General features: G+C 56.8%; 16 protein-coding genes. 15 read left to right on the top strand and 1 reads right to left on the bottom strand.

Features of this window, described 5'->3' with window-relative positions:
- Positions 1-6: 6 nt before the first annotated feature.
- The gene (gene mgrA, locus MHI24_RS24720) at positions 7-1,011 is read left to right on the top strand and encodes an L-glyceraldehyde 3-phosphate reductase (protein ID WP_340022175.1); all 1,005 of its coding nucleotides are present in this window, start codon (positions 7-9) and stop codon (positions 1,009-1,011) included.
- 61 nt (positions 1,012-1,072) lie between these two features.
- Here mgrA and MHI24_RS24725 read toward each other — a convergent pair whose 3' ends face one another.
- Positions 1,073-1,930, bottom strand: a complete 858-nt coding sequence (locus tag MHI24_RS24725; protein WP_340022176.1) for an AraC family transcriptional regulator — start codon at positions 1,928-1,930, stop codon at positions 1,073-1,075.
- Positions 1,931-2,153: 223 nt separating this feature from the next.
- On the opposite strand from MHI24_RS24725, the gene MHI24_RS24730 reads away from it, so the two are divergent.
- From MHI24_RS24730 to pulA, 14 genes are all read left to right on the top strand, one after another.
- The gene (locus MHI24_RS24730; protein ID WP_340022178.1) at positions 2,154-3,332 is read left to right on the top strand and encodes a galactokinase; all 1,179 of its coding nucleotides are present in this window, start codon (positions 2,154-2,156) and stop codon (positions 3,330-3,332) included.
- A gap of 1 nt (position 3,333) precedes the next feature.
- Positions 3,334-4,320, top strand: a complete 987-nt coding sequence (galE, locus tag MHI24_RS24735) for a UDP-glucose 4-epimerase GalE (RefSeq protein ID WP_340022179.1) — start codon at positions 3,334-3,336, stop codon at positions 4,318-4,320.
- Between the two features lie 79 nt (positions 4,321-4,399).
- Positions 4,400-5,980 (top strand): UDP-glucose--hexose-1-phosphate uridylyltransferase, encoded by a 1,581-nt coding sequence (locus tag MHI24_RS24740; protein WP_340022180.1) that lies wholly within the window; start codon positions 4,400-4,402, stop codon positions 5,978-5,980.
- Between the two features lie 368 nt (positions 5,981-6,348).
- On the top strand, positions 6,349-7,512 hold the full coding sequence (locus tag MHI24_RS24745; protein WP_340022181.1) for an iron-containing alcohol dehydrogenase: 1,164 nt from the start codon (positions 6,349-6,351) through the stop codon (positions 7,510-7,512).
- A gap of 324 nt (positions 7,513-7,836) precedes the next feature.
- Complete coding sequence (locus tag MHI24_RS24750) at positions 7,837-8,373, top strand: protease (RefSeq protein ID WP_340022182.1); 537 nt, start codon at positions 7,837-7,839, stop codon at positions 8,371-8,373.
- Positions 8,373-9,971 carry a flotillin family protein gene (locus tag MHI24_RS24755; protein ID WP_340022184.1) on the top strand — a complete coding sequence of 533 codons (1,599 nt, stop codon included), beginning with the start codon at positions 8,373-8,375 and terminating at the stop codon, positions 9,969-9,971. Before MHI24_RS24750 ends, MHI24_RS24755 begins: the two co-directional genes overlap by 1 nt.
- A gap of 79 nt (positions 9,972-10,050) precedes the next feature.
- Positions 10,051-10,758: an ABC transporter ATP-binding protein gene (locus MHI24_RS24760; protein ID WP_340022185.1), complete on the top strand. Its 708-nt coding sequence runs from the start codon at positions 10,051-10,053 to the stop codon at positions 10,756-10,758.
- Entirely contained in the window at positions 10,751-12,370 is a 1,620-nt protein-coding gene (locus MHI24_RS24765; protein ID WP_340022186.1) for a hypothetical protein, read from the top strand. The genes MHI24_RS24760 and MHI24_RS24765 overlap by 8 nt, the downstream gene beginning before the upstream one ends.
- Before the next feature lie 140 nt (positions 12,371-12,510).
- Positions 12,511-13,386, top strand: a complete 876-nt coding sequence (locus MHI24_RS24770; RefSeq protein WP_340022188.1) for a PRD domain-containing protein — start codon at positions 12,511-12,513, stop codon at positions 13,384-13,386.
- A 240-nt stretch (positions 13,387-13,626) separates the two neighbouring features.
- Positions 13,627-15,684 (top strand): glucose-specific PTS transporter subunit IIBC, encoded by a 2,058-nt coding sequence (gene ptsG / locus MHI24_RS24775; RefSeq protein ID WP_340022190.1) that lies wholly within the window; start codon positions 13,627-13,629, stop codon positions 15,682-15,684.
- Between the two features lie 100 nt (positions 15,685-15,784).
- Positions 15,785-16,060 carry an HPr family phosphocarrier protein gene (locus MHI24_RS24780; protein ID WP_036696683.1) on the top strand — a complete coding sequence of 92 codons (276 nt, stop codon included), beginning with the start codon at positions 15,785-15,787 and terminating at the stop codon, positions 16,058-16,060.
- Positions 16,053-17,765 carry a phosphoenolpyruvate--protein phosphotransferase gene (gene ptsP / locus MHI24_RS24785; RefSeq protein ID WP_340022192.1) on the top strand — a complete coding sequence of 571 codons (1,713 nt, stop codon included), beginning with the start codon at positions 16,053-16,055 and terminating at the stop codon, positions 17,763-17,765. The genes MHI24_RS24780 and ptsP overlap by 8 nt, the downstream gene beginning before the upstream one ends.
- Positions 17,766-17,938: 173 nt before the next feature.
- Positions 17,939-19,183 carry an MFS transporter gene (locus MHI24_RS24790; protein ID WP_340022193.1) on the top strand — a complete coding sequence of 415 codons (1,245 nt, stop codon included), beginning with the start codon at positions 17,939-17,941 and terminating at the stop codon, positions 19,181-19,183.
- A 263-nt stretch (positions 19,184-19,446) separates the two neighbouring features.
- Positions 19,447-21,843, top strand: coding sequence for a type I pullulanase (gene pulA, locus MHI24_RS24795; protein ID WP_340022195.1), 2,397 nt, complete (start codon positions 19,447-19,449; stop codon positions 21,841-21,843).
- Positions 21,844-21,886 lie beyond the last annotated feature (43 nt).

Raw genomic sequence — 21,886 nt, forward strand, 5'->3', positions numbered from 1 at the left:
ATAGACATGGTATATACAGCTAGTGATGAACGGTATGAAGGAATGCGTTACAACCGCACCGGCCGCTCCGGCCTGAAGCTTCCGGCGGTCTCACTGGGCCTGTGGCATAATTTCGGCGGCATCGATGCCTATGAGAACGGCCGTGCAATGATTACCCGCGCTTTTGATCTGGGCGTAACCCACTTCGACCTGGCGAATAATTACGGGCCGCCGGCCGGATCGGCAGAAGAGCTGTTCGGCAAGGTGCTGGCCCGTGACCTGCAGCCTTACCGCGATGAGCTGGTGATCTCCACCAAGGCAGGCTACCGGATGTGGCCCGGCCCTTACGGAGACTGGGGCTCACGCAAATATATGCTGTCCAGCCTGGATCAGAGCCTGAAGCGGCTGGGGCTGGACTATGTCGATATTTTCTATTCACACCGCCCTGACCCGGAGACCCCTATGGAAGAGACGATGGGCGCGCTGGACCATGCCGTCCGTTCCGGGAAGGCCCTCTACATCGGCCTGTCCAATTATACGGCGGAACAGACACGGCAGGCGCTCGCCATTCTGAAGGAGCTGGGCACACCGCTGCTGATCCATCAGCCGCGCTATTCCATGCTGGACCGCTGGATTGAAGGCGGGCTGCAGGATGTGCTGGCGGAGCACGGCGTAGGCACGATCGCCTTCACCCCGCTGGCCCAGGGCCTGCTGACCAATAAATATCTGAACGGTGTCCCTGCGGATTCCCGGGCCGCCGGGCCTTCCTCCTCACTGGACGAGACCCGGATTACCCCGGATGTGCAGCGCAAGATTCATGCGCTGAACCAGCTGGCAGTGGCGCGCGGCCAGAGTCTGGCCCAGCTTGCACTGGTCTGGACGCTGCGCGGGGGCAAGGTCACCTCCGCCCTGATCGGCGCGAGCCGGGCCAGCCAGATTGAGGAGAATATTGCCGCGCTCTCCCAGAGTGAGCTATCGCAGGAGGAGCTGGAACGGATTGAGAAGATTCTGAAGACAGACAGTGAAGCCTGAGCTTAGTCATATGTGGAATGCAACAGCCCGCTTCCGGTACCGGAGACGGGCTGTTGGTCCATCATTTATCACCCGGACTCAATGTGGCCTGGCGGTAGGCGCTGGGAGACTGGCCGCAGAAGCGTTTGAACTGCCGGGAGAAGTACAGGGCATCGGTTAGCCCGACGGACGCGGCCACCTGCTCCACCGACAGCTCCGGGCGCTCGCGCAGCAGCCGGCGCGACTTCTCAATCCGCAGCTTCAGCAGGTAGGTCACTGGAGACAGTCCGGTCTCCTGCTTGAAGATGCGGGACAGATAAGCGCGGTTATACCCGAGGCTGCCGCACATTTGTTCAATGGAGACCGGATGGGCATACTGTGAAGACATATAGTTGATCATCTGCTTCACCGTGCGCTTGACCTGCGATTCTGCGCCCTCCAGGCGGGATGAGGAGACCAGCAGCTCCGCAGCTTCACCCGCTATAAGGTAGAGATAGCCCAGAGCGGTCAGCGAGGCGCTCTCTGTGTGGTTATAGAAGGCGGTCATCATCCCGGCAAGGGCGCCGGGAATGACACTGCCGCCCGAGGTGGACAGCACCGGGGCCAGCGGGGTGAAGCCCGCCTGCCGGGCCAGCGCTCCGGCCGCTTCTCCGGTGAACGCCGCCCAGCGGTACCGCCAGGGCTTGTGCTGGTCTGAAATGTAGCTCACCAGCTGCCCGGGGTGGATCAGGAAGCAGTCGCCTGCTCCCAGCTCATAGGTGCGCTGCTCGGTACGGAAGGCCCCGGAGCCGGATTCAATATAATGAAGCAGATAATATTCGTAGATTTTGGGGCCGGCCTGATGCAGCGGCAGGGTCTGGCTCTCTCCGGCAAACAGGACATGCAGCGGCTGCCGGCCGAAGTATACAGGATTTGATCCTACGGAATAGGTATGTTGCATATGCCATCCGCCTTTCTGGAATGGAACGCTGCCATAGCCTTGCAGCCGGGGCAGTGTGAAGTAACGGGTATATTCACTATAGGAATAAAAGTCACATTTGTCCATACATTGCACACATGATTGCATTATCAGGGCAAGTCTGATTTTATTATAATGTAACCATGAAGGACGCAAGTTAAAGGCAAGGCCCAAGCACAAGCAGCGAAAGGATGGAGTGGCAATAATGAGCATACAGGAGCTTAACAGCAAATTTATCGAGAAGTACGGGGAGAGCGGGGAACAGGCCCGTGTCTTCTACGCCCCGGGGCGTGTGAATCTGATCGGAGAGCATCTGGATTACAACGGCGGGTACGTGTTCCCGGCCGCACTGGACTTCGGAACGACACTGATTGTCCGCCCGCGTACAGACGGCAAGGTGCAGTTCGCATCAACCAATCTTCCTTATGAAGCTTCTATTGACTACAGCGAGATCGGCAAGTCCAAGACCGGCGAGTGGGTGGATTATCCGGTCGGCGTGATGGTCGAGCTGGCCAAGAAGGGAACTCCGGTGTCCGGCGGCTATGACCTGCTGTTCCACGGGGAGATTCCTAACGGCTCAGGCTTGTCCTCGTCGGCCTCGATTGAGGTCGTGACCGGCTTCGCCTTCCTGACGCTGCTTGGCGGGGATACGGACACCGTAGAGATCGCCCTCTTGTCCCAGCGTGCGGAGAACCAGTACGTCGGCGTGAACTCCGGGATCATGGACCAGTTCGCCGTAGCCAACGGCAAGCGCGACCACGCGATCCTGCTGATGTGCGATACGCTGGAGTACAGCCTGGTGCCGTTCGTGACCGGCAGCTACAAGCTGGTGATCGGCAACACGAACAAGAAGCGCGGGCTGGTTGATTCCAAGTACAATGAACGCCGCAGCCAATGTGACGAAGCGCTGGCCATTCTGAAGCAGCAGGTTCCATCCCTGTCCTATCTGGCGGAGATGAAGCCGGAGCAATTCGAGCAGCTTCAGGCGTCCATCCCGGATGAGACGGTCCGCCGCCGCGCCCGCCATGTAGTGGAAGAGAACCAGCGTGTGCTCGACTCGGTAGAAGTTCTGAAGGAGAATGACCTGAAGCAATTCGGCCTGTACATGAACGATTCCCATGTCTCCCTCCGCGACCTCTATGAAGTCAGCTGTGAGGAGCTGGACGTGATGGTGGAAGAGGCACAGCGCATTCCGGGAACCCTCGGCTCACGGATGACAGGCGCCGGATTCGGCGGATGTACAGTATCCCTGGTGCATGAGGATGATGTGGAGCGGTTCATTAAGGAAGTGGGCGAAGCCTACAAGAGCAGAACCGGCCTGACGGCTGAATTCTATGTATGCGGCATTGGCAACGGCGTTGAAGAACTGAAAGGAGTGATCTAAGATGGCGATTCTGGTGACAGGCGGAGCCGGGTACATCGGTTCCCATACGGTAGCGGAGCTGCTGGACCGCGGAGAAGAGGTAGTGGTGCTGGACAATCTGGTGACCGGACACCGCGAGGCACTGCTGGGCGGCAAGCTGTATGAGGGAGACCTGCGCGACAAGGCGCTGCTGAAGAAGCTGTTCGCGGAGAACAGCATTGATGCGGTCATCCACTTCGCGGCCAGCTCGCTGGTAGGCGAGAGCATGAAGGACCCGGTCAAATATTACGACAACAATGTCTACGGCACACAATGTCTGCTGGAAGCAATGCAACAGGCAGGCGTGGACAAAATCGTCTTCTCCTCCACCGCAGCCACCTACGGTGAACCGGAGAAGGTGCCGATTGAGGAGACGGACCGCACCGAGCCTGCGAATGTCTACGGGGAGACCAAGCTGACCATGGAGCGCATGATGGCCTGGTTCGACAAGGTGCTTGGCATTAAATATGTAGCCCTGCGCTACTTCAATGCGGCAGGCGCACATGCCAGCGGCAAGATCGGCGAAGATCACCGTCCAGAGAGCCATCTCGTTCCGCTGGTGCTGCAGGCGGCACTGAAGCAGCGGGAGAACATCGCTGTCTTCGGCGATGACTACCCGACGGAAGACGGCACCTGCATCCGCGATTACATTCATGTCAGCGACTTGGCGGATGCGCATGTCCGCGCTGTAAACTATCTGCGCAGCGGCAGCGCCAGCAATGTTTTCAACCTCGGCAACGGCCACGGCTTCTCGGTGAAGCAGGTCATCGAGACGGCGAAGAAGGTCACGGGCCTGGAGATTCCGGTCGTAATTCAGGAACGCCGTGCCGGAGACCCTGCGGTGCTGGTAGCCTCCTCTGCGAAGGCCCGCCAGGTGCTGGGCTGGGACCCGCAGCATGACGATCTGGAGGGCATTATCCAGAGCGCCTGGAACTGGCACTCCGCCAATCCGCAAGGATACGGGGAGTAAGCTGAAGGTGTGAATGTGCCGATTGAGGCATCAGACAGAATGCAAGGCGCCGCAGAAGGCCCCCATAAGGAGAATTGAAATGCAGAATGATAACATGACGGCTGCCGCTGAATCGGCGCTCTATGCGATTGAACAGCTGGTGCTGTTCGCTGAGCACTCGGGGCTGATTCAGTCCGCAGATGTGGACTACAGCCGCAATGAGCTGCTGGACCAGTTCGGCTTCAGCGAGCCGTATGCCGGTGAATTCACAGAAGCTCCGCTCAGCAGTCCGCAGGCCCCGCTGGACCAGCTCATTGATTACGGCTTCGGCATCGGGCTGATCCCGGAGAATACGGATACGTACCGCGATCTGCTCGATGCCAAGATTATGGGCCTCCTGATGGCCCGTCCGTCCGAGGTGAACGCCGAATTCGCCGCGCTCCGGGCGGAGCAGGGGATTCAGGCGGCTACCGACCGGTTCTATAAGCTGAGTATTGATTCGAACTATATCCGTATGGACCGTGTAGCCAAGAATGTGTATTGGCTTCAGGAGTCGCCGTACGGTGAGATTGAGATGACGATCAATCTCTCCAAGCCGGAGAAGAGTCCGAAGGAGATCGCCATGGCCCGGCTGCTCCCGCCGCCGGTCTATCCGAAGTGCCAGCTCTGCCGCGAGAATGTCGGCTATGCCGGACGGGTCAATCACCCGCCGCGCCAGAATCTGCGTATCATTCCGCTGGCAATGAACGGCGAGAAGTGGTTCTTCCAGTACTCGCCTTACGTGTACTATAACGAGCACTGCATCGTGTTCCACCACGATCATGTGCCGATGAAGCTGACGAAGGACACGCTGAAGCGTCTGCTCAGCTTCGTGGAGGTCTTCCCGCACTATTTCATCGGCTCTAACGCTGATCTGCCGATTGTCGGCGGCTCCATCCTGACCCATGACCACTTCCAGGGCGGGCGGCATACGTTCCCGATCCAGAAGGCGCCGGCAGAGGATACCTTCACTCACGCTTCGTATCCCGGCGTCCGCCTGAGCACCGTGAAATGGCCGATGTCCGTCCTGCGGATGCACTCGGCTGATCCGGCCGTGCTGCTGGAGGCAGGCAACCACATCTACGAGTCCTGGAAAGCGTACAGCGATCCGGCCGCCGATGTGCTGGCCTTCAGTGAAGAGGACGGCGAGTCTGTGCCGCACAACACGGTTACGCCGATCGTCCGCCGGGCGGAAGACGGCGGCTATGAGATGGATCTGGTGCTGCGCAACAACCGGACCAGCGAAGAGCATCCCGAAGGGATCTTCCACCCGCACCGGGAGATGCACCATATCAAGAAGGAGAACATCGGCCTGATTGAGGTAATGGGTCTGGCGATCCTGCCGGGACGGCTCAAGGAGGAGCTGGATGCCATCGCCGGCGTGCTGGCAGGCGATACGGAGCTGCTTGCAGCGGTTCAGAGCGGAGCTGCGGAGCATCCGCTGGCGCATCATGCCGCCTGGATCAGTGAGCTGGCCGCACACTTCGGCACTTCTCTGGAGCGCGGGGAGGCGGTGAAGACCGTGCAGAACGAGGTGGGCATCAAGTTCACCCATATCCTTGAGCATGCAGGTGTCTACAAGCGTACGCCTGAAGGGCAGGCGGCCTTCCGCCGGTTCCTGAACAGCAGCGGGTTTAACTGAGGCTGTATAGCTGCATATTGATTTTGAATGTCCCTGCCGGATTCGGCAGGGACATTTTTTATCGAGGGGAACGATATGCGCCTCTATTGTGAGCTAATTACTGAAGTCTGCGGGTGAAATGGACTGAGAAGACGTTATATCCCCCAAAAACGATTACATGAGGATGGATCGGACTGGGAAGCGCTTATCTTGTTGATTTGAGCGTAAAATGACTGATATCAGGACGCTTAACGGAATCTCAGTCCCACTTACGGGTAGCGGAGTATGTTGTCTCAAGTCCGGCTCCATTGCTCCATTTGAATGCGGCAATCAGGAGGATTATAATAGACAAGTGCTTCACATTCACATACTCATGGAGGTTTACACATATGCGTAAGTTTGAATTTTATAATCCGACCAAGCTGATTTTCGGGCAGGGAACGCTACAGGCGCTCCGCACTGAAGTGCCGAAATACGGCAAGAACGTCCTGCTGATGTACGGCGGCGGCAGCATTAAGCGCAGCGGCCTGTACGACAATGTTATCACTGAGCTGGCTGCCGCCGGAGCAGCGGTTACCGAGCTGGCAGGAGTGGAGCCGAATCCGCGTCTGTCTACGGTGCATAAGGGTGTGGCCCTGTGCCGTGAGCACAACATTGATCTGATTCTTGCTGTCGGCGGCGGCAGCGTCCTGGACTGTGCCAAGGCGGTGGCGGTCGGTGCGAAGTACGACGGGGATATGTGGGACTTCGTGGAACGCAAGGCGGCTCCGCAAGGCGCGCTGCCGCTCGGAACCGTGCTGACAATGGCGGCTACCGGCTCGGAGATGAACAACGGCTCGGTCATTACCAATGAAGTCACCAAGGAGAAAATGGGCTGGGGCAGCATCTATGCCTACCCTGCCTTCTCGATCCTGGACCCGGAGAACACCTTCTCCCTGCCGAAGGACCAGACGGTCTATGGAATGGTGGACATTATGTCCCATACCCTGGAGCATTATTTCCACACTGACGGCAATACGCCTGTACAGGACGGCTTCTGTGAGACTCTGCTCCGTACAGTGATCGAGACCGGGCCGAAGCTGATCGAGGATCTGAACAACTATGAACTGCGCGAGACGATTATGTACTGCGGAACGATGGCGCTGAACGGCATGGTAAGCATGGGCTTTGCCGGGGACTGGGCTACGCACAATATCGAACATGCTGTTTCCGCAGTGTATGATATTCCGCACGGCGGCGGCCTGGCGATTCTGTTCCCGCAGTGGATGAAGTATAACCTCAGCACCAATCCTTCCCGCTTCCGCCAGCTGGCGGTGAATGTATTCGGCATTGATCCTGCCGGCAAAACAGATGAGCAGATTGGTCTCGAAGGCATCGAAGCGCTCCGCCGCTTCTGGGATTCCATCGGTGCGCCGAAGACGCTGGGCGATTATAATATCGACGACAGCGAGATCGGAATTATGGCCGACAAGGCAGTCCGCTTCGGCCCGTTCGGCAACTTCCGCAAGCTGGACCGTGAGGATGTTGTAGAGATTTACAAGATGGCGCTGTAAGCCAAGCCAAGGAGCCATATAAGTTATATAAGAGCCGCTTCCCTCTTTCTTTCAATGGGGAAGCGGCTTTTTCAATAGATAAGATTTTATGTTTTGGGGTCTCCGCAAAGTACCTGAGTCATCATCGAAGCTAAAGCCTCACTTTGTGGGGGGATTTCATGGCGTAACAGGTGTCTGCCCGGGTAAATATAAATGAACACCGTTAATTTCGCCGCTCCTTACATACATTATTGAGAGGATTCCCCAAGTTTGTGAAACCAAGGACATGGCTGCTGCGTTTATAGTAGTATGGCAGTCCGGAAGTAATGACGGGAGGAGAATGTTATGCAAACGCTGTATTTGGGCTGTTTGGTGCTTGGTATCTTATTTGCCGTGGTCAGTGTGGTGATTGGCGACCTGATTGGGAGTGCGCTGGACGGGATTTTTCACATGCCGTCGTTCGATTTCTTCAATCCCTCGATCATAGCAGGAGCGGTGACCGTGTTCGGCGGAGCGGGCGTGCTGCTGAACCGCTACAGCGGGCTGGAGGATGGCATCATCCTTGCCCTTGCCCTGTTAATCGCGGCATTCATGGGCGTGGTGATGCATCTGCTCGTGGTGCGGCCGATGCGGAACAGCGAGATGTCGACCGGCTTCTCCATGAGCGAATTGCCGGGCCGGATCGGGGAGATTACCGTGCCGGTTCCGGCAGCGGGCTATGGAGAGATTATGGTGAAGTTCGGCGCAGGCAACAGTCTGCATACAGCGGCGAGCTTTGAACAGCAGGCGCTGCCGGCCGGCATCAAGGTGGTTGTCGTAGAGGTCCGCGAAGGCGTGGCATTGGTATCAGAATTTGAGAAGAGAAGAGGAGAGGATTCATAATGCTAGAGAACATTCCAGAAGCCGTATTTATACCTGCCGTTGTTATCGGCGTCCTGCTGGTCCTCGGACTGGCGTTCTGGGCGCGTTACAAGACAGTCGGACCCGACGAAGGCATGATCGTGACCGGTTCTTTCCTGGGCAAGAATCATATCTCGGATGACGGCTCCGGCCGCAAAATCAAAATCGTCCGCGGCGGCGGTGCTTTCATCCTGCCGGTCTTTCAGAAGGCGGAGTTCATGTCCCTGCTCTCCCATAAGCTCGATGTGACGACCCCTGAGGTCTACACCGAGCAAGGGGTGCCGGTTATCGCCGACGGGGTAGCGATCATCAAGGTGGGCAGCTCCACTGAAGATGTGGCAACGGCAGCCGAGCAGTTCATGGGCAAGCCGATTGACTCGCTGAAGAGTGAAGCACAGGAAGTACTGGAGGGTCATCTGCGGGCGATTCTCGGAACGATGACCGTAGAAGAGGTCTACCGCAACCGCGACCGCTTCGCGCAGGAGGTGCAAGGCGTTGCTGCCCGCGATCTGAAGAAGATGGGGCTGCAGATTGTCTCCTTCACGATCAAGGATGTACGCGATAAGCACGGATATCTGGAAGCGCTCGGTAAGCCGCGGATTGCCGCCGTGAAGCGGGATGCGGAGATTGCCGAAGCGGAAGCGCTGCGGGATGCGCGGATTCAGAAGGCCAATGCCGAAGAGCAGGGGCAGAAGGCGGAACTGCTGCGCGATACCAATATCGCTGAAGCGTCTAAGGAGAACCAGCTGAAGGTTGCGGCGTTCAAGCGCGACCAGGATACCGCCAAGGCGGAAGCCGACCAGGCGTATCACATTCAGGAAGCACGCGCCAAGCAGACCGTGGTGGAAGAGCAAATGAAGGTCGAGCTGGTCCGCAAGGAACGCGAAATTGACATTCAGGCGAAGGAAATCCAGGTCCGCGAGAAGCAGTATGACGCAGAGGTCAAGAAGAAGGCCGAAGCGGACCGCTATGCGGTAGAGCAGGCTGCGGAGGCCGACAAGGCCAAGCGGATGCGCGAAGCCGACGCCCTTCAATACAGTATTGAGAAGCAGGCGCAGGCAACGTCCGAGCAGAAGCGTCTGGAAGGCCAGGCAATTGCGGATGCAGAGCTGGCCAAAGGTAAAGCGGAGGCAGAGGTTATCCGCCTGCGCGGTCTGGCCGAAGCCGAAGCCAAAGAGAAGCTGGCGCAAGCCTTCGAGAAATTCGGCGAAGCCGCCGTGCTCGATATCATTGTCAAGATGCTGCCGGATCTGGCGGGACGGATCGCCGAGCCGCTGGGCTCCATTGACAAGCTGACGGTGGTGGATACCGGCAACGGTGAAGGCGCAGCCCGGGTCAGCAACTATGTGACCCAGCTGATGGCGACAGCACCTGAGATGCTGAAGAGCGTGTCCGGGATTGATGTCGAATCGCTCATCAAGGGACTCACAAGCAAAGGGAGTAAGCCGGAGCAGAACAATGTGGTCAGACATACGGCTGAACCAATCACCTCCGTAGTCACCAGACCGGTTCCGGCATCCCCGGCTCCTCCGGCCCCTAAGGCCGATATAAGCGATAAGGGCGGGCAGCCCGAAGAGTAGAATGAATGAACAATCAGGCATGGCCGGCAGCAGCAAGCCTGCCATGCCTTTTTAGTACATAGAGAATGGAGGGGTAGGCGTGGAGCTCATCTTAGATAATATACGTAAGAGCTTTGACGGCAAGGAAGTGCTGAAGGGGATCGACTTTACCTTTGAGCAAGGCAAAATCTACGGCCTGCTCGGACGTAACGGCGCAGGCAAAACCTCGCTGTTCAACTGTCTGAGCGGGGAGATTCCGATGGATAGCGGGGGGGCTTTTCTACGGAGAAATGAGGTGAGTCTGCCGCTGCTGGAAGAGCAGATCGGTTACGTCTTCTCGCTGCCCATTCTGCCGGATTTCCTCACCGGGTATGAATTCGTGAAGTTCTATATGGATATCAACAAGGACAAGATCGAGCCCGGGCGGACGATTGAGGATTATTTCGAAATCATCCGCTTCGAGGAGGAGGACCGGCACCGGCTGATTAAGGGCTACTCCCACGGCATGAAGAACAAGATCCAGATGCTCTGCTTCATCATTACCCGACCGCCGGTCATCCTGCTGGATGAGCCGCTGACCTCGTTCGATGTCGTGGTGGCGCTGGAGATCAAGAAGCTGCTGCGTGAGATGAAGCAGGATCATATTATTATTTTCTCAACCCATATTCTGCAGCTGGCCGCCGATCTGTGCGATGAACTGGTCATTCTGAACAACGGCTCGCTCCGGGAGATTTCTGCAGAGACCCTGCACAGCCCGGAATTCGAGGAACAGATCATTGCCCTCCTGAAGGATGAGCACCATGATTAGGACGCTGAAGGCCATACTCGAAGTAAGAGGGATGTCCGGTGCCAACCGGCTGATGTTCTATATCCGCAAGCTCCCGCTGATCGGCAGGCTGCTCCCGGCTTCGGTCTACTCCAGGACATCCATGAAGCAGAAGTTATCCATCGTGGTGCATATCCTGAAAGTGCTTATGGCATTCATAACCAAGTTCGCCTACTTGGGCATTATGATCTATCTTCCGGTCAAGCTGGCCGCGCGCGAATCAAGCTTATCCCTGCCCGTGCAGTATCAGCTCTATCTGCAGATCCTGCTGTGCATCAGCTTCCTGACGGGAGCTGTATCCAGCGCGATTATTCTGGAGCCGAAGCGGGACAAGTATATATTCGTGAAGCTGATGAGACTGCCGGCAGAGCGGTATATGCGGACCACCCTCACCTTACGCGGGATCAGCTTCCTGGTCACGTTCCTTCCGGCGCTGCTGCTGTACGGCAGCCTGCTGGGCGCTCCGCTGTGGCAGGGGGCGGTGCTCGCGCTGCTGCTGACGTTCTGGCGAATTGCCTGCGAGGCGGTCCATCTGCTCGTTTTTGACCGCACTGGCATTGTTATTGTCAAAAAAAACGGCTGGGTCTGGAGCTCCATTGCCGCAGGTTATCTGCTGGCGTATCTTCCGCTGCTGCCCGGCTTCGCGGTGGTGGAGAGCGGGCTGCTGTTCAGCCTCCCTGTGCTGCTGGGCGTCCTGTTCCTGGGCGCCTTGGGTTTAATCTATATCGCCCGGTATGGAGACTACAGGAAGGCCGTCGATGCCGTGACCAAAATCGATGATCCGCTGCTGGATTTCGGGCGCATGATGAAGGAGGCGCGGGTGAAGGAGGTCGCCACTCAGGAGCAGAAGCACACGGCAGAGCAGCTTCGGCCAGGCCGATTCTCCGGCAAAAGCGGATATGCGTATCTGAACGCCATTTTCTTCTCGCGGCACCGGCGTTTACTGATCCAGCCGGTGCAGCGGCGTCTGGCGATTATCGGCGGGCTTTTCGCCGCCGGCGTGCTGACGATGCTGTTGTCCGGGGAGGCTTTTGCCATCCTTGTGCAGCTTCTGATCCGTGCTTTACCTGCTTTCCTGTTCATCATGAATTTCACCTCCATCGGAGAACGGGTCTGCAAGGCGATGTTCTATAATTGCGATCTTAGCCTGCTGCGTTACGGATTCTACCGCGAACGCAAGGCGATTCTGAGCAACTTCCGTATCCGGCTGCTGCGGCTCAGCCTGCTTAATCTGATCCCCGCTGCGGCCATCTGCCTGGCGGTGAATCTGCTGATTCTGCTGTCGGATCAGCGCTGGGAGGCGGCGGATGCCGGGATTTACAGTGTGACGATTGTGGCGTTGTCCCTGTTCTACTCGGTGCATCATCTCTTCATGTACTATATTTTCCAGCCATACAGTACAGAGCTGAATGTAAGGAATCCGTTCTTCACTATAGTGAACAGCATCGTGCTGGGGGTAGGAATTGTCGTCATGCAGCTTCAGAGTGAGCCTGGTATGCTGGCTATTACGGTGGTACTCTCTGCTGCCGTCTATATGCTGCTTGCCCTGATTCTGGTCAGCCGTTTCTCGGTCCGCACCTTCCGGGTGAAATGAGCTCACGGCTGCTGTGCAGCACCCTTCTATTTTGAGATGCCGGATGTTATGATAGTAGCTCAAGGCTATCATTAGATGCAGACCCGCGAGGCTGCATTGAGCGAATAAATGAAGGATTCAGAAGGCAAAGAGGTGTGACCGTGAGCAGCATAACAGTGGCTAAGGTGCTTAATAATAATGTGATCATTGCTGAGCACCCCCAGCATGACGAGGTTGTGGTGATTGGCAAGGGGATCGGCTTCAACCGCAAAATGCGGGACCGGATCAGCCTGTCCTCCGTTGAGAAGATGTTCATTCTGCGGAGCCAGGCCGAGCAGGAGCAATATAAGCAGCTGGTGCCGCAGGTGGACGAGAAGCTGATTGAGGTTGTGCAGGAGATAGTGCTGCATATCATGCAGAAGAGCCGCCAGACGGTGAACGAGCATATTCATATTGCGCTTACTGACCATATCTCCTTTGCGATCCGCAGAACCGAGCAGCAGATGGCAATTCATAATCCGTTCCTGTATGAGACGCGGGAGATTTATCCCGAGGAATACAGTCTGGCCGAATATGCCGTGGACCGGATCAACAGGGCGATGGGCGTAACGCTTCCGCCGGATGAGGTCGGCTTCGTGGCCCTGCATATTGTCAGTGCGCTGAGCAACCAGCATATCTCCGAGGTGAAGCAGGATTCCCAGCTTATCGGCGATCTGGTGGGGCTGGTGGAGGATAACCTGGAATACCGCATCCCGCGCGATTCCCTGGACTATTCCAGGCTGGTGACCCATTTGCGGTTCGTGCTGGAGCGGCTCCGGCGGGGAGAGACGGTACGTGAGACCTCGTCGCTGGATGGGCTGATGAAGCGCGAGTATCCCGAGATGTATATGCTTGCCTGGAAGCTGACCAAGGTGATTGAGCAGCGCGTGCATATTCCCGTGTATCCTGCCGAGGTCAGCTATCTGACCATCCATCTGCAGCGGCTGACCCAGAAGAAGGAAGACGAGGCGGATATGGAGCAGCCGGGGAGCGTTTAGGCGATTTTGCCGCTTGCAACTTCTTAACATTGGTGCTACAATGTTCCCTGTTAAGTTATTCAATAGAATAATAACGTGTAACTGATACGATCAGGCATGAGTGATTTACAGTATTATGGTTGTCCTGCCCCATCTTGGGGTACTCTAACGTTAGCGTTAGAACGACAATCTGTGTACTGTATTGCTCATGCCTTTTTTGGCTTTCTGTTACAAGAAATTCAGGGTGAGGAAGTGAATTCAATGTTCAAAAAGTTATTCGGTGTCCTGCAGAGAGTCGGTAAAGCGCTCATGCTGCCGGTCGCCATTCTTCCGGCAGCAGGCTTGCTGCTCGGAATCGGGAACATGCTGGTGAATCCGGACTTCCTGCAATATGTGCCTGCCCTGGAGAATCATATGGTTCAGGCGATCGCCACGGTTTTAATGAATTCCGGGCAAATCGTGTTCGATAATCTCGCTCTGCTGTTTGCAGTCGGCGTAGCCATCGGGCTGGCCGGGGGCGAGGGCGTAGCCGGGCTGGCCGCCATTATCGGCTTCCTGGTCATGAACGTGACCATGGGTACGGTAGTCGGCGTCAATGATTATGTGCTTAGCTTAAGAGACTTCGCTTATGCCCGCGTTCTCGGCATTCCTACCCTGCAGACCGGGGTGTTCGGCGGTATCCTGGTAGGGATACTGGCCGCGTCCATGTACAAAAGGTTCTTCCGCATAGAGCTGCCTTCTTATCTCGGCTTCTTCGCGGGGAAACGCTTCGTACCGATCATGACGGCGGTGACCTCGCTGATACTGGGGCTTGTGCTCACGATTGTATGGCCGCCGATCCAGCACGGTCTGAACTATGTGTCACAGAGTATGATCAACACGAACCTGACGCTGTCGGCCTTCATCTTCGGGGTCGTTGAGCGTTCGCTGATTCCGTTCGGGCTGCATCATATCTTCTATTCACCGTTCTGGTATGAATTCGGCAGCTACATCGACAAGGCAGGGGATCTGGTCCGCGGAGACCAGCGGATCTTCATGCAGCAGCTTCGCGACGGTGTGCAGTTCACAGCCGGTACATTTACTACCGGTAAATATCCGTTCATGATGTTCGGACTTCCGGCCGCTGCGCTGGCGATCTATCATGAGTCCAAGCCGGAGAACCGCCGGGTCGTGGGAAGCTTGATGATCTCCGCCGCTCTGACCTCGTTCCTGACGGGGATTACAGAGCCGCTGGAATTCTCCTTCCTGTTCGTGGCTCCGCTGCTGTTCGCTGTACACGCAGTATTCGCCGGGCTGTCCTTCATGACGATGCATATCCTTAATGTCAAAATCGGCATGACCTTCTCCGGCGGCTTCATCGACTATGTGCTGTTCGGGATCATTCCGAACCGCACCGCCTGGTGGCTGGTCATTCCGGTAGGTCTGGTGCTTGCGGTCATCTACTACTTCGGCTTCCGCTTTGTCATCCGCAAGTTCAACCTGAAGACGCCGGGCCGTGAGGATGCGGCCGAGGATGAAGATGAAGTAAGCACAGAGAGCGTGTCCAAGACGGGCGACGATCTCCCGCGCAACATTCTGTCCGCCCTTGGCGGCAAAGAGAACATCACCCATCTGGATGCCTGCATTACCCGCCTGCGCGTGGAAGTGAAGGATAAAGCGGGTGTCGACAAGAACCGGCTGAAGAAATTAGGTGCTTCTGGGGTTCTGGAAGTGGGTAACAACGTACAAGCGATCTTCGGAACCCGTTCGGACACGATCAAGTCACAGATTCAGGATGTAATGAACGGCAGAACACCAGCCGCAGCGCCTGCGGCTCCGCAGCCGGAGCTGGAACAGGCGGCGGGCGAGCAAGGGGAGGCTATTATCGCGGAGGATATCGTATCCCCGGTGAACGGCGAGCTGCTGGACATTACCGAGGTTCCGGATGCCGTCTTCTCCCAGAAGATGACCGGTGACGGCTTCGCCTTCCTGTCGGCAGACGGCAAGATTGCCTCGCCGGTATACGGCAAGGTATTCAATGTGTTCCCAAGCAAGCACGCCATCGGCATCATGTCGGACGGCGGCAAGGAGGTCCTGGTGCATATCGGGGTCAATACGGTGAAGCTGAAGGGCCAGGGCTTCACGGTGCTGGTAGAGGAAGGCGATCTGGTCGCTGCCGGACAGCCGATTATGGAGGTGGATCTGGACTATGTGAAGGCCAATGCGCCTTCGGTCATCTCTCCGGTCATCTTCTCCAATCTGCCTGAAGGCTCCAGCGTCACCTTGAAGAAGCCGGGCCGGGTATCCATTGGCGATAAGGACATCATCACCATTCAGTAGCATGTGCAATGGCTTAGCGCTTCCATTATAATGAAAGGAAGCGCAAGCCTTCACCATAAATAACTATTCCAAATTAACAGAAAGCGAGATGGATGATATCATGCAGACAACTTTCAGAATTATTGACGAAGACGGAATTCACGCACGCCCGGCAACAGCGCTGGTTAATACAGCTACGAAATTCAAAGGCACTGAGGCTTTTGCTGAAGCCAAGGGCAAGAAGGTAACCCTGAAATCGATCCTGGGCGTACTGTCCCTGGGCCTTGAAGCCGGAGACACCCTCACCCTGATCACAGAAGGCAGTGAAGAAGCAGAAGCACTGAACGCCTTGCAGGAAGTTATGGTCAAGGAAGGGCTGGGAGAAGTTCATGAGTAAAATTTCAGGAATCGCGGCTTCCGCAGGGATTGCAGTTGCCCGTGCCTTTATCCTGGAACATCCGGACTACACCATTACCCGGACAGCAATTACTGATACCGATGCTGAGCTTGCGAAGCTGAATGCCGCCCTGGACCAGTCCAGAGGCGAGCTTCAGCGTATCAAGGAGCGTACACTGGCTGAGCTTGGGGAGAAGAAGGCGGAGATTTTTGAATCGCATCTGCTGATTCTGGATGACCCTGAGCTGATCACCCCGGTAATGGACAAAATCCGTGAGGAATCCGTGAATGCGGACTACGCGCTTCATGAAGTAGCCAATCAGTTTGTGGAAATGTTCCAGAACATGAAAAGCGCCTATCTCCAGGAACGTGCAGCCGATATGCGCGACGTTACCAAGCGGGTGCTGAACCACCTGCTCGGCATCCACTACGTGAGCCCGGCGGAGATCAGCGAAGAGGTAATCGTGATTGCCCAGGACCTGACACCGTCCGATACGGCGCAGCTGAACCGCAATTTCGTCAAAGGCTTCACCACCAACATCGGCGGCCGGACCTCCCACTCGGCGATTATGGCCCGCTCGCTGGAGATTCCGGCGGTTGTCGGAACCAAGAATGTCATGTCGCTGGTTAAGGCCGGAGATCTGGTGATCGTGGATGGTCTGAACGGCGATGTGCTGATCAACCCTTCAGAAGCTGAGGTTGCCGAGTACACAGCGAAGCAGGAAGCTTACAACCTTCAGATTGCGGAATGGAAAAAGCTCCGCGACGAGCCGACGGTATCCGCTGACGGCAAGCATGTGGAGCTGGCGGCCAATATCGGTACGCCGAACGATGTGAACGGTGTCATTGAGAACGGCGGCGAAGGCGTCGGCCTGTACCGGACGGAATTCCTCTACATGGGCCGCGACAAGCTGCCATCCGAGGAGATTCAGTACAACGCCTACCGCACCGTGCTTGAGAATATGCAAGGCAAGCCGGTAGTAGTGCGGACACTGGATATCGGGGGAGACAAGGAGCTGCCTTATCTGGAGCTGCCGAAGGAAATGAACCCGTTCCTGGGCTTCCGGGCGATCCGTCTCTGTCTGGACCGTCAGGATATCTTCCGCACCCAGCTGCGCGCCCTGCTCAGAGCAAGCGCCCACGGCGACCTGCGGATTATGTTCCCGATGATCGCTACCCTTGGCGAGTTCCGGGCGGCCCGCGAGCTGCTGCTGGAGGAGAAGGCCAAGCTGCGTGAAGAGGGCAAAGAGGTGGCCGACAACATTCAGCTCGGCATTATGGTGGAGATTCCTTCGACAGCGGTGCTGGCTGACCAGTTCGCCAAGGAAGTGGACTTCTTCAGTATCGGAACCAATGACCTGATTCAATATACTATGGCGGCCGACCGGATGAATGAACAGGTATCCTACCTGTATCAGCCTTACAACCCGGCTATTCTCCGGCTGGTCAAAATCGTCATCGATGCGGCTCATGCCGAAGGCAAATGGACCGGCATGTGCGGTGAAATGGCTGGCGACGCAACAGCGATTCCGCTGCTGCTGGGCCTCGGCCTGGATGAATTCAGCATGAGCGCCACCTCCATCCTGCCGGCGCGCAGCCAGATTTCCAAGCTGTCTGCTGCAGAGATGAAGGAGATGGCGGCCGAGGCGCTGCAGCTCGGCACGGCTGAGGAAGTGGCTGCCCTCGTGCAGTCCCGCGCGAAGTAACTCCGTTAACTCCTGTTTCCGTATTCCAACTTTTTCCAACAACATTTGCCGGTTCCCGCTTTGGGGGCCGGTTTTTTTCTGAATATGCGGGGAGGAATATAGCAAATCTGGAGCCGCCTGTTCCACAACATTTTTATATAATAACTCCATAACTTTCGGAGGTGGAACGATTCTTGCAGAAATTCAGCGCTTCACAGATTTATCTCTTCATGACCTTTATGATGTCTTTGGCCGCCAGCACGATATTTACAACCTACAGCATCTATTACGTGATGGAGCTCAGACTCAATCCGCTGCAGCTGGTGCTGATCGGGACGGTGCTTGAAGTTACCGTGCTGGTCTTCGAGGGAATTACCGGGGTGGTTGCAGATACCTACAGCCGTAAGCTGTCGGTTATTATTGGCATGTTCGTATTAGGGATGGCTTTTGTCCTGGAGGGGAGCATTGTCTGGATCATGCAGCCGGCTACGCTGCTGCCCGCCTTCGGCTGGCTGCTAATCTCCCAGATGCTGTACGGCATCGGCTGGACGTTCTTCAGTGGTTCGGATACCGCCTGGATTGTGGACGAGCTGGAAGAGGGGCAGACAGGGCAGCTGTTCATGCGCTCCAAAATGTTCGGATTAACCGCGTCTCTGCTGGGCATCGCTGTCAGCGTAGGCCTGTCTATTATTGCACCTAACCTGCCCTTTCTGGCAGGGGGAGCCATCTACTTCCTCCTTGGGCTGATCCTGATCCGTTATATGAAGGAGACGGGATTCACCCGCCGGGAGCGTACGCCGCATTCGTCGCCTCTCCGTGAGCTTGGCAGGACCTGGGCCAGCGGTGCATCTATTCTAAGGCGTCATCCGCTGCTGCTGATGCTGGCGGTTGTAACTTTATTCAGCGGTGCTGCGTCTGAAGGGTATGACAGGCTATGGCCGGTCTACCTGATGAATGACATCGGCTTTCCGGCGGGAGCCGTATCTATGGCCACCGTATTCGGGGCGATCAGCGCAGTGACTGCACTATTAGGGCTGCTGGCCGTACATCTGGCCGGACGGATGCTGGATTTGAACAAGGAGCGGACAGCCGCCGCCGCCCTGTTCCTGCTGACTTTGGCCCGCGCAGGCTGCATTCTGCTGCTGGCGCTTGCATCTGATTTCTACGTTGCAGTCAGCGCGGTGCTGATCCTGGGAGTGGTCGGTTCCGTAACCGAGCCGGTCTATACGACATGGCTGAATACGAAGCTGCCCGCCCGGAACCGGGCGACGCTCCTGTCGATGATCAGCCAGACCGATGCCCTGGGGCAGAGCGCGGGCGGTCCTGCTGTAGGCTATATCGGCAGCCGCATCTCGATTAGAGCTTCGCTGCTGTCCGCCGGCATCCTGCTGCTTCCCGTCATCGCGCTGTACGGGAAGGTGCTGCGCAAGTCCCGGTGAAGCTGCCCAGCTCTTCAATGGAGGGGGCTTGATGCCGATATTGGATAGATGGGGCATTATTCTTCCATTAACCCATACGTGTAAACCTAGTGCAACGTATGATAAGATGAACCCTATATGGCTTGATTCCGGGCATATTCCCGCTTGCAGAGCAGTGCAAGCAATCACAAGTATCAGTTGTCCAAAATGTGGAAATAGCTTGAAGGAGTAGAGCAATTCGTTCTCTGCGCGTTCTGCGGAGGGCATGAGGATGGTGAATATCCATGAGCAGCAATTATATAAATGCAGAATCTGTTATTGAAATCTATGAAGGCAATGACCTTGGCCTAACGTATACTGCGGAATCCAGCCTGTTCAAAGTCTGGGCGCCTACAGCATTTACAGTCTCTCTTGTATTGTATGACACAGGAGGGAACGGACTGGAGGCTGGGACCGGAAGCTACCGGGAGGGCGGCAGGCTTCACAGAATGCAGCGCGCAGAAGGCGGAGTCTGGGAACTCCGGATTCCCGGGAATCTTAAAGGCAAATATTATATGTACCGGGCCGTGTTTGCAGACGGGTCGATCTCTGAAGCGGCGGACCCGTATGCAACCGCTGTATCGGCGAACGGTCTGCGCACAGCCATCGTAGACCTGGCGGAGACGGACCCGGAGGGCTGGGCGCAGGATGCTTCTCCGGCTCTGCCTCATCCGGCCGATGCTGTCCTCTATGAGCTTCATGTCCGTGACTTCTCGGTGCATGAGAGCTCTGGACATAAGTACAAGGGGAAATTCAAGGCGTTCACAGAGAGCGGCCTTAAGGATGCGGCAGGCCATCCTCTGGGTATCGACCATCTGGCCGAGCTGGGCATCACGCATGTCCATCTGCTGCCGGTCTTCGATTATCAGACGGTGGATGAGCTGGCAGCGGAGGGCGCGGAACCCTCGTCTCCGCTGTTCACCGCATACAACTGGGGGTATGATCCGCAGCATTATAATGTGCCTGAAGGCTCCTACAGCACCGATCCGGCTACGCCCGGAACACGCATCCGCGAGTTCAAGGAGATGGTGCAGGCGCTGCATAGCTGCGGCATCTCGGTCATTATGGATGTGGTCTATAACCATACGTACAGTCTGGAGCAGGGGCCGTTCCAGCCGCTGGTGCCGGATTATTATTACCGCCAGGACTCCGGCGGCCGGCTCTCCAACGGTTCGGGTGTCGGCAATGAGCTGGCGACGGAGCGGCCGATGGTCCGCAAGTATATTAAGGATTCCCTGGCTTATTGGGCGGAGGAATATCATATTGACGGGTTCCGCTTCGACCTGATGGGCCTGATCGACAGTGTAACCATGCGCGAGATCACCGAGGAGCTGCGGCTTAAGATTAACCCGAATCTGCTGATCTACGGCGAGCCGTGGACAGGTGGCGACTCCCCGCTCGCAGCCAAGACGCTTAAGGGTGTGCAGAAGGGCAAAGGCTACGCCGTCTTCAACGACAACTTCCGCTCCGCCATTAAGGGTGACAGTGACGGCTGGGGCAGAGGCTTCGTGACAGGGGAACACGGCAAGGAGGGCGCGGTTGCAGCCGGGGTTCTGGGGGCGATTCATGACTTCACCGATTCGCCTGTGGAGACTGTGAACTATGTAACCGCCCATGACAATCTCAATCTGTGGGACAAAATACTCGCCACGCAGGGTCTGCGCGGGGAAGCGCGTCTGCCGGAGCTTGCGGACGGCAAGCTGCGGGGCGGCGGCGATCTGCAGGCTGCCCTTGCACAGGCTGATCCGTACTTCGCGGTAAATACGCTGGAGGTGCTGGAGAATGAGACGGTACGGCGCTCCCTGCTGGCCAGCGGGATTATTCTGACCTCACAGGGCATCCCGTTCCTTCATGCCGGAGATGAGCTGCTGCGCAGCAAATTCGGCGATCATAACAGCTACCGCAGCCCGGACGCCATCAACGCCATCCGCTGGGAGAACAAGCAGCGGTTCATCCCTGTCTTCCAGTATTACAAGGGTCTGATTGAGCTGCGCCGGACACATCCGGCCTTCCGCCTGCACGGCCGCCAGGAGATTGAACGCAGTCTGGAGTTTCTGCGCTGTGACGGCGGGGTGGTGGCTTACATGCTGAAGGATCATGCCGGCGGAGATACATGGAGAAATATCGTGGTGATCTATAATGCCAACATGGAGCCGGTCACCCAGTGTCTCCCGGAGACCACCGGCTGCTGGAACATCGTAGTCGATCATACTAATGCCGGAGCGGAGGCCTTCCGGCAGACGGAGAGCGGCAGTGTAGAGGTCGCCGGTCTGTCGGTGATGGTACTCTATGATGAGTATGATGAACCGGGACCCAGATCGAAGATTATCGAGGTTCATTATGAACGGCCGGACGGCGATTACCGGGGCTGGAATCTCTGGGTATGGGGTACAGGCATTCAGGATGGCCAACGTGACTTCCAGCATATGGAGAACGGACATGCGATAGCGCGGATTGAGGTGCTGCCCGAGACGGCTTCAATCGGATATATTCTCCGGCTGAATGACTGGGAGGAGAAGGACGGTGCCTCGGACCGCTTCATCGACTGTCCGGACGGAGAGGAAGTTATCAAGGTCAGCGTGCGTGAACGCAGCCTGGAGCAGCGCATCGAACGGGCTGATCCGCTGCCGCAGACCAGCTAGAACATAATAAGAGCGGGTCCTGCTCCCCTTGCGGAGAGGGCCC

The organism is Paenibacillus sp. FSL K6-1096, assembly GCF_037977055.1.
Taxonomy (GTDB): Bacteria; Bacillota; Bacilli; order Paenibacillales; family Paenibacillaceae; genus Paenibacillus_AQ.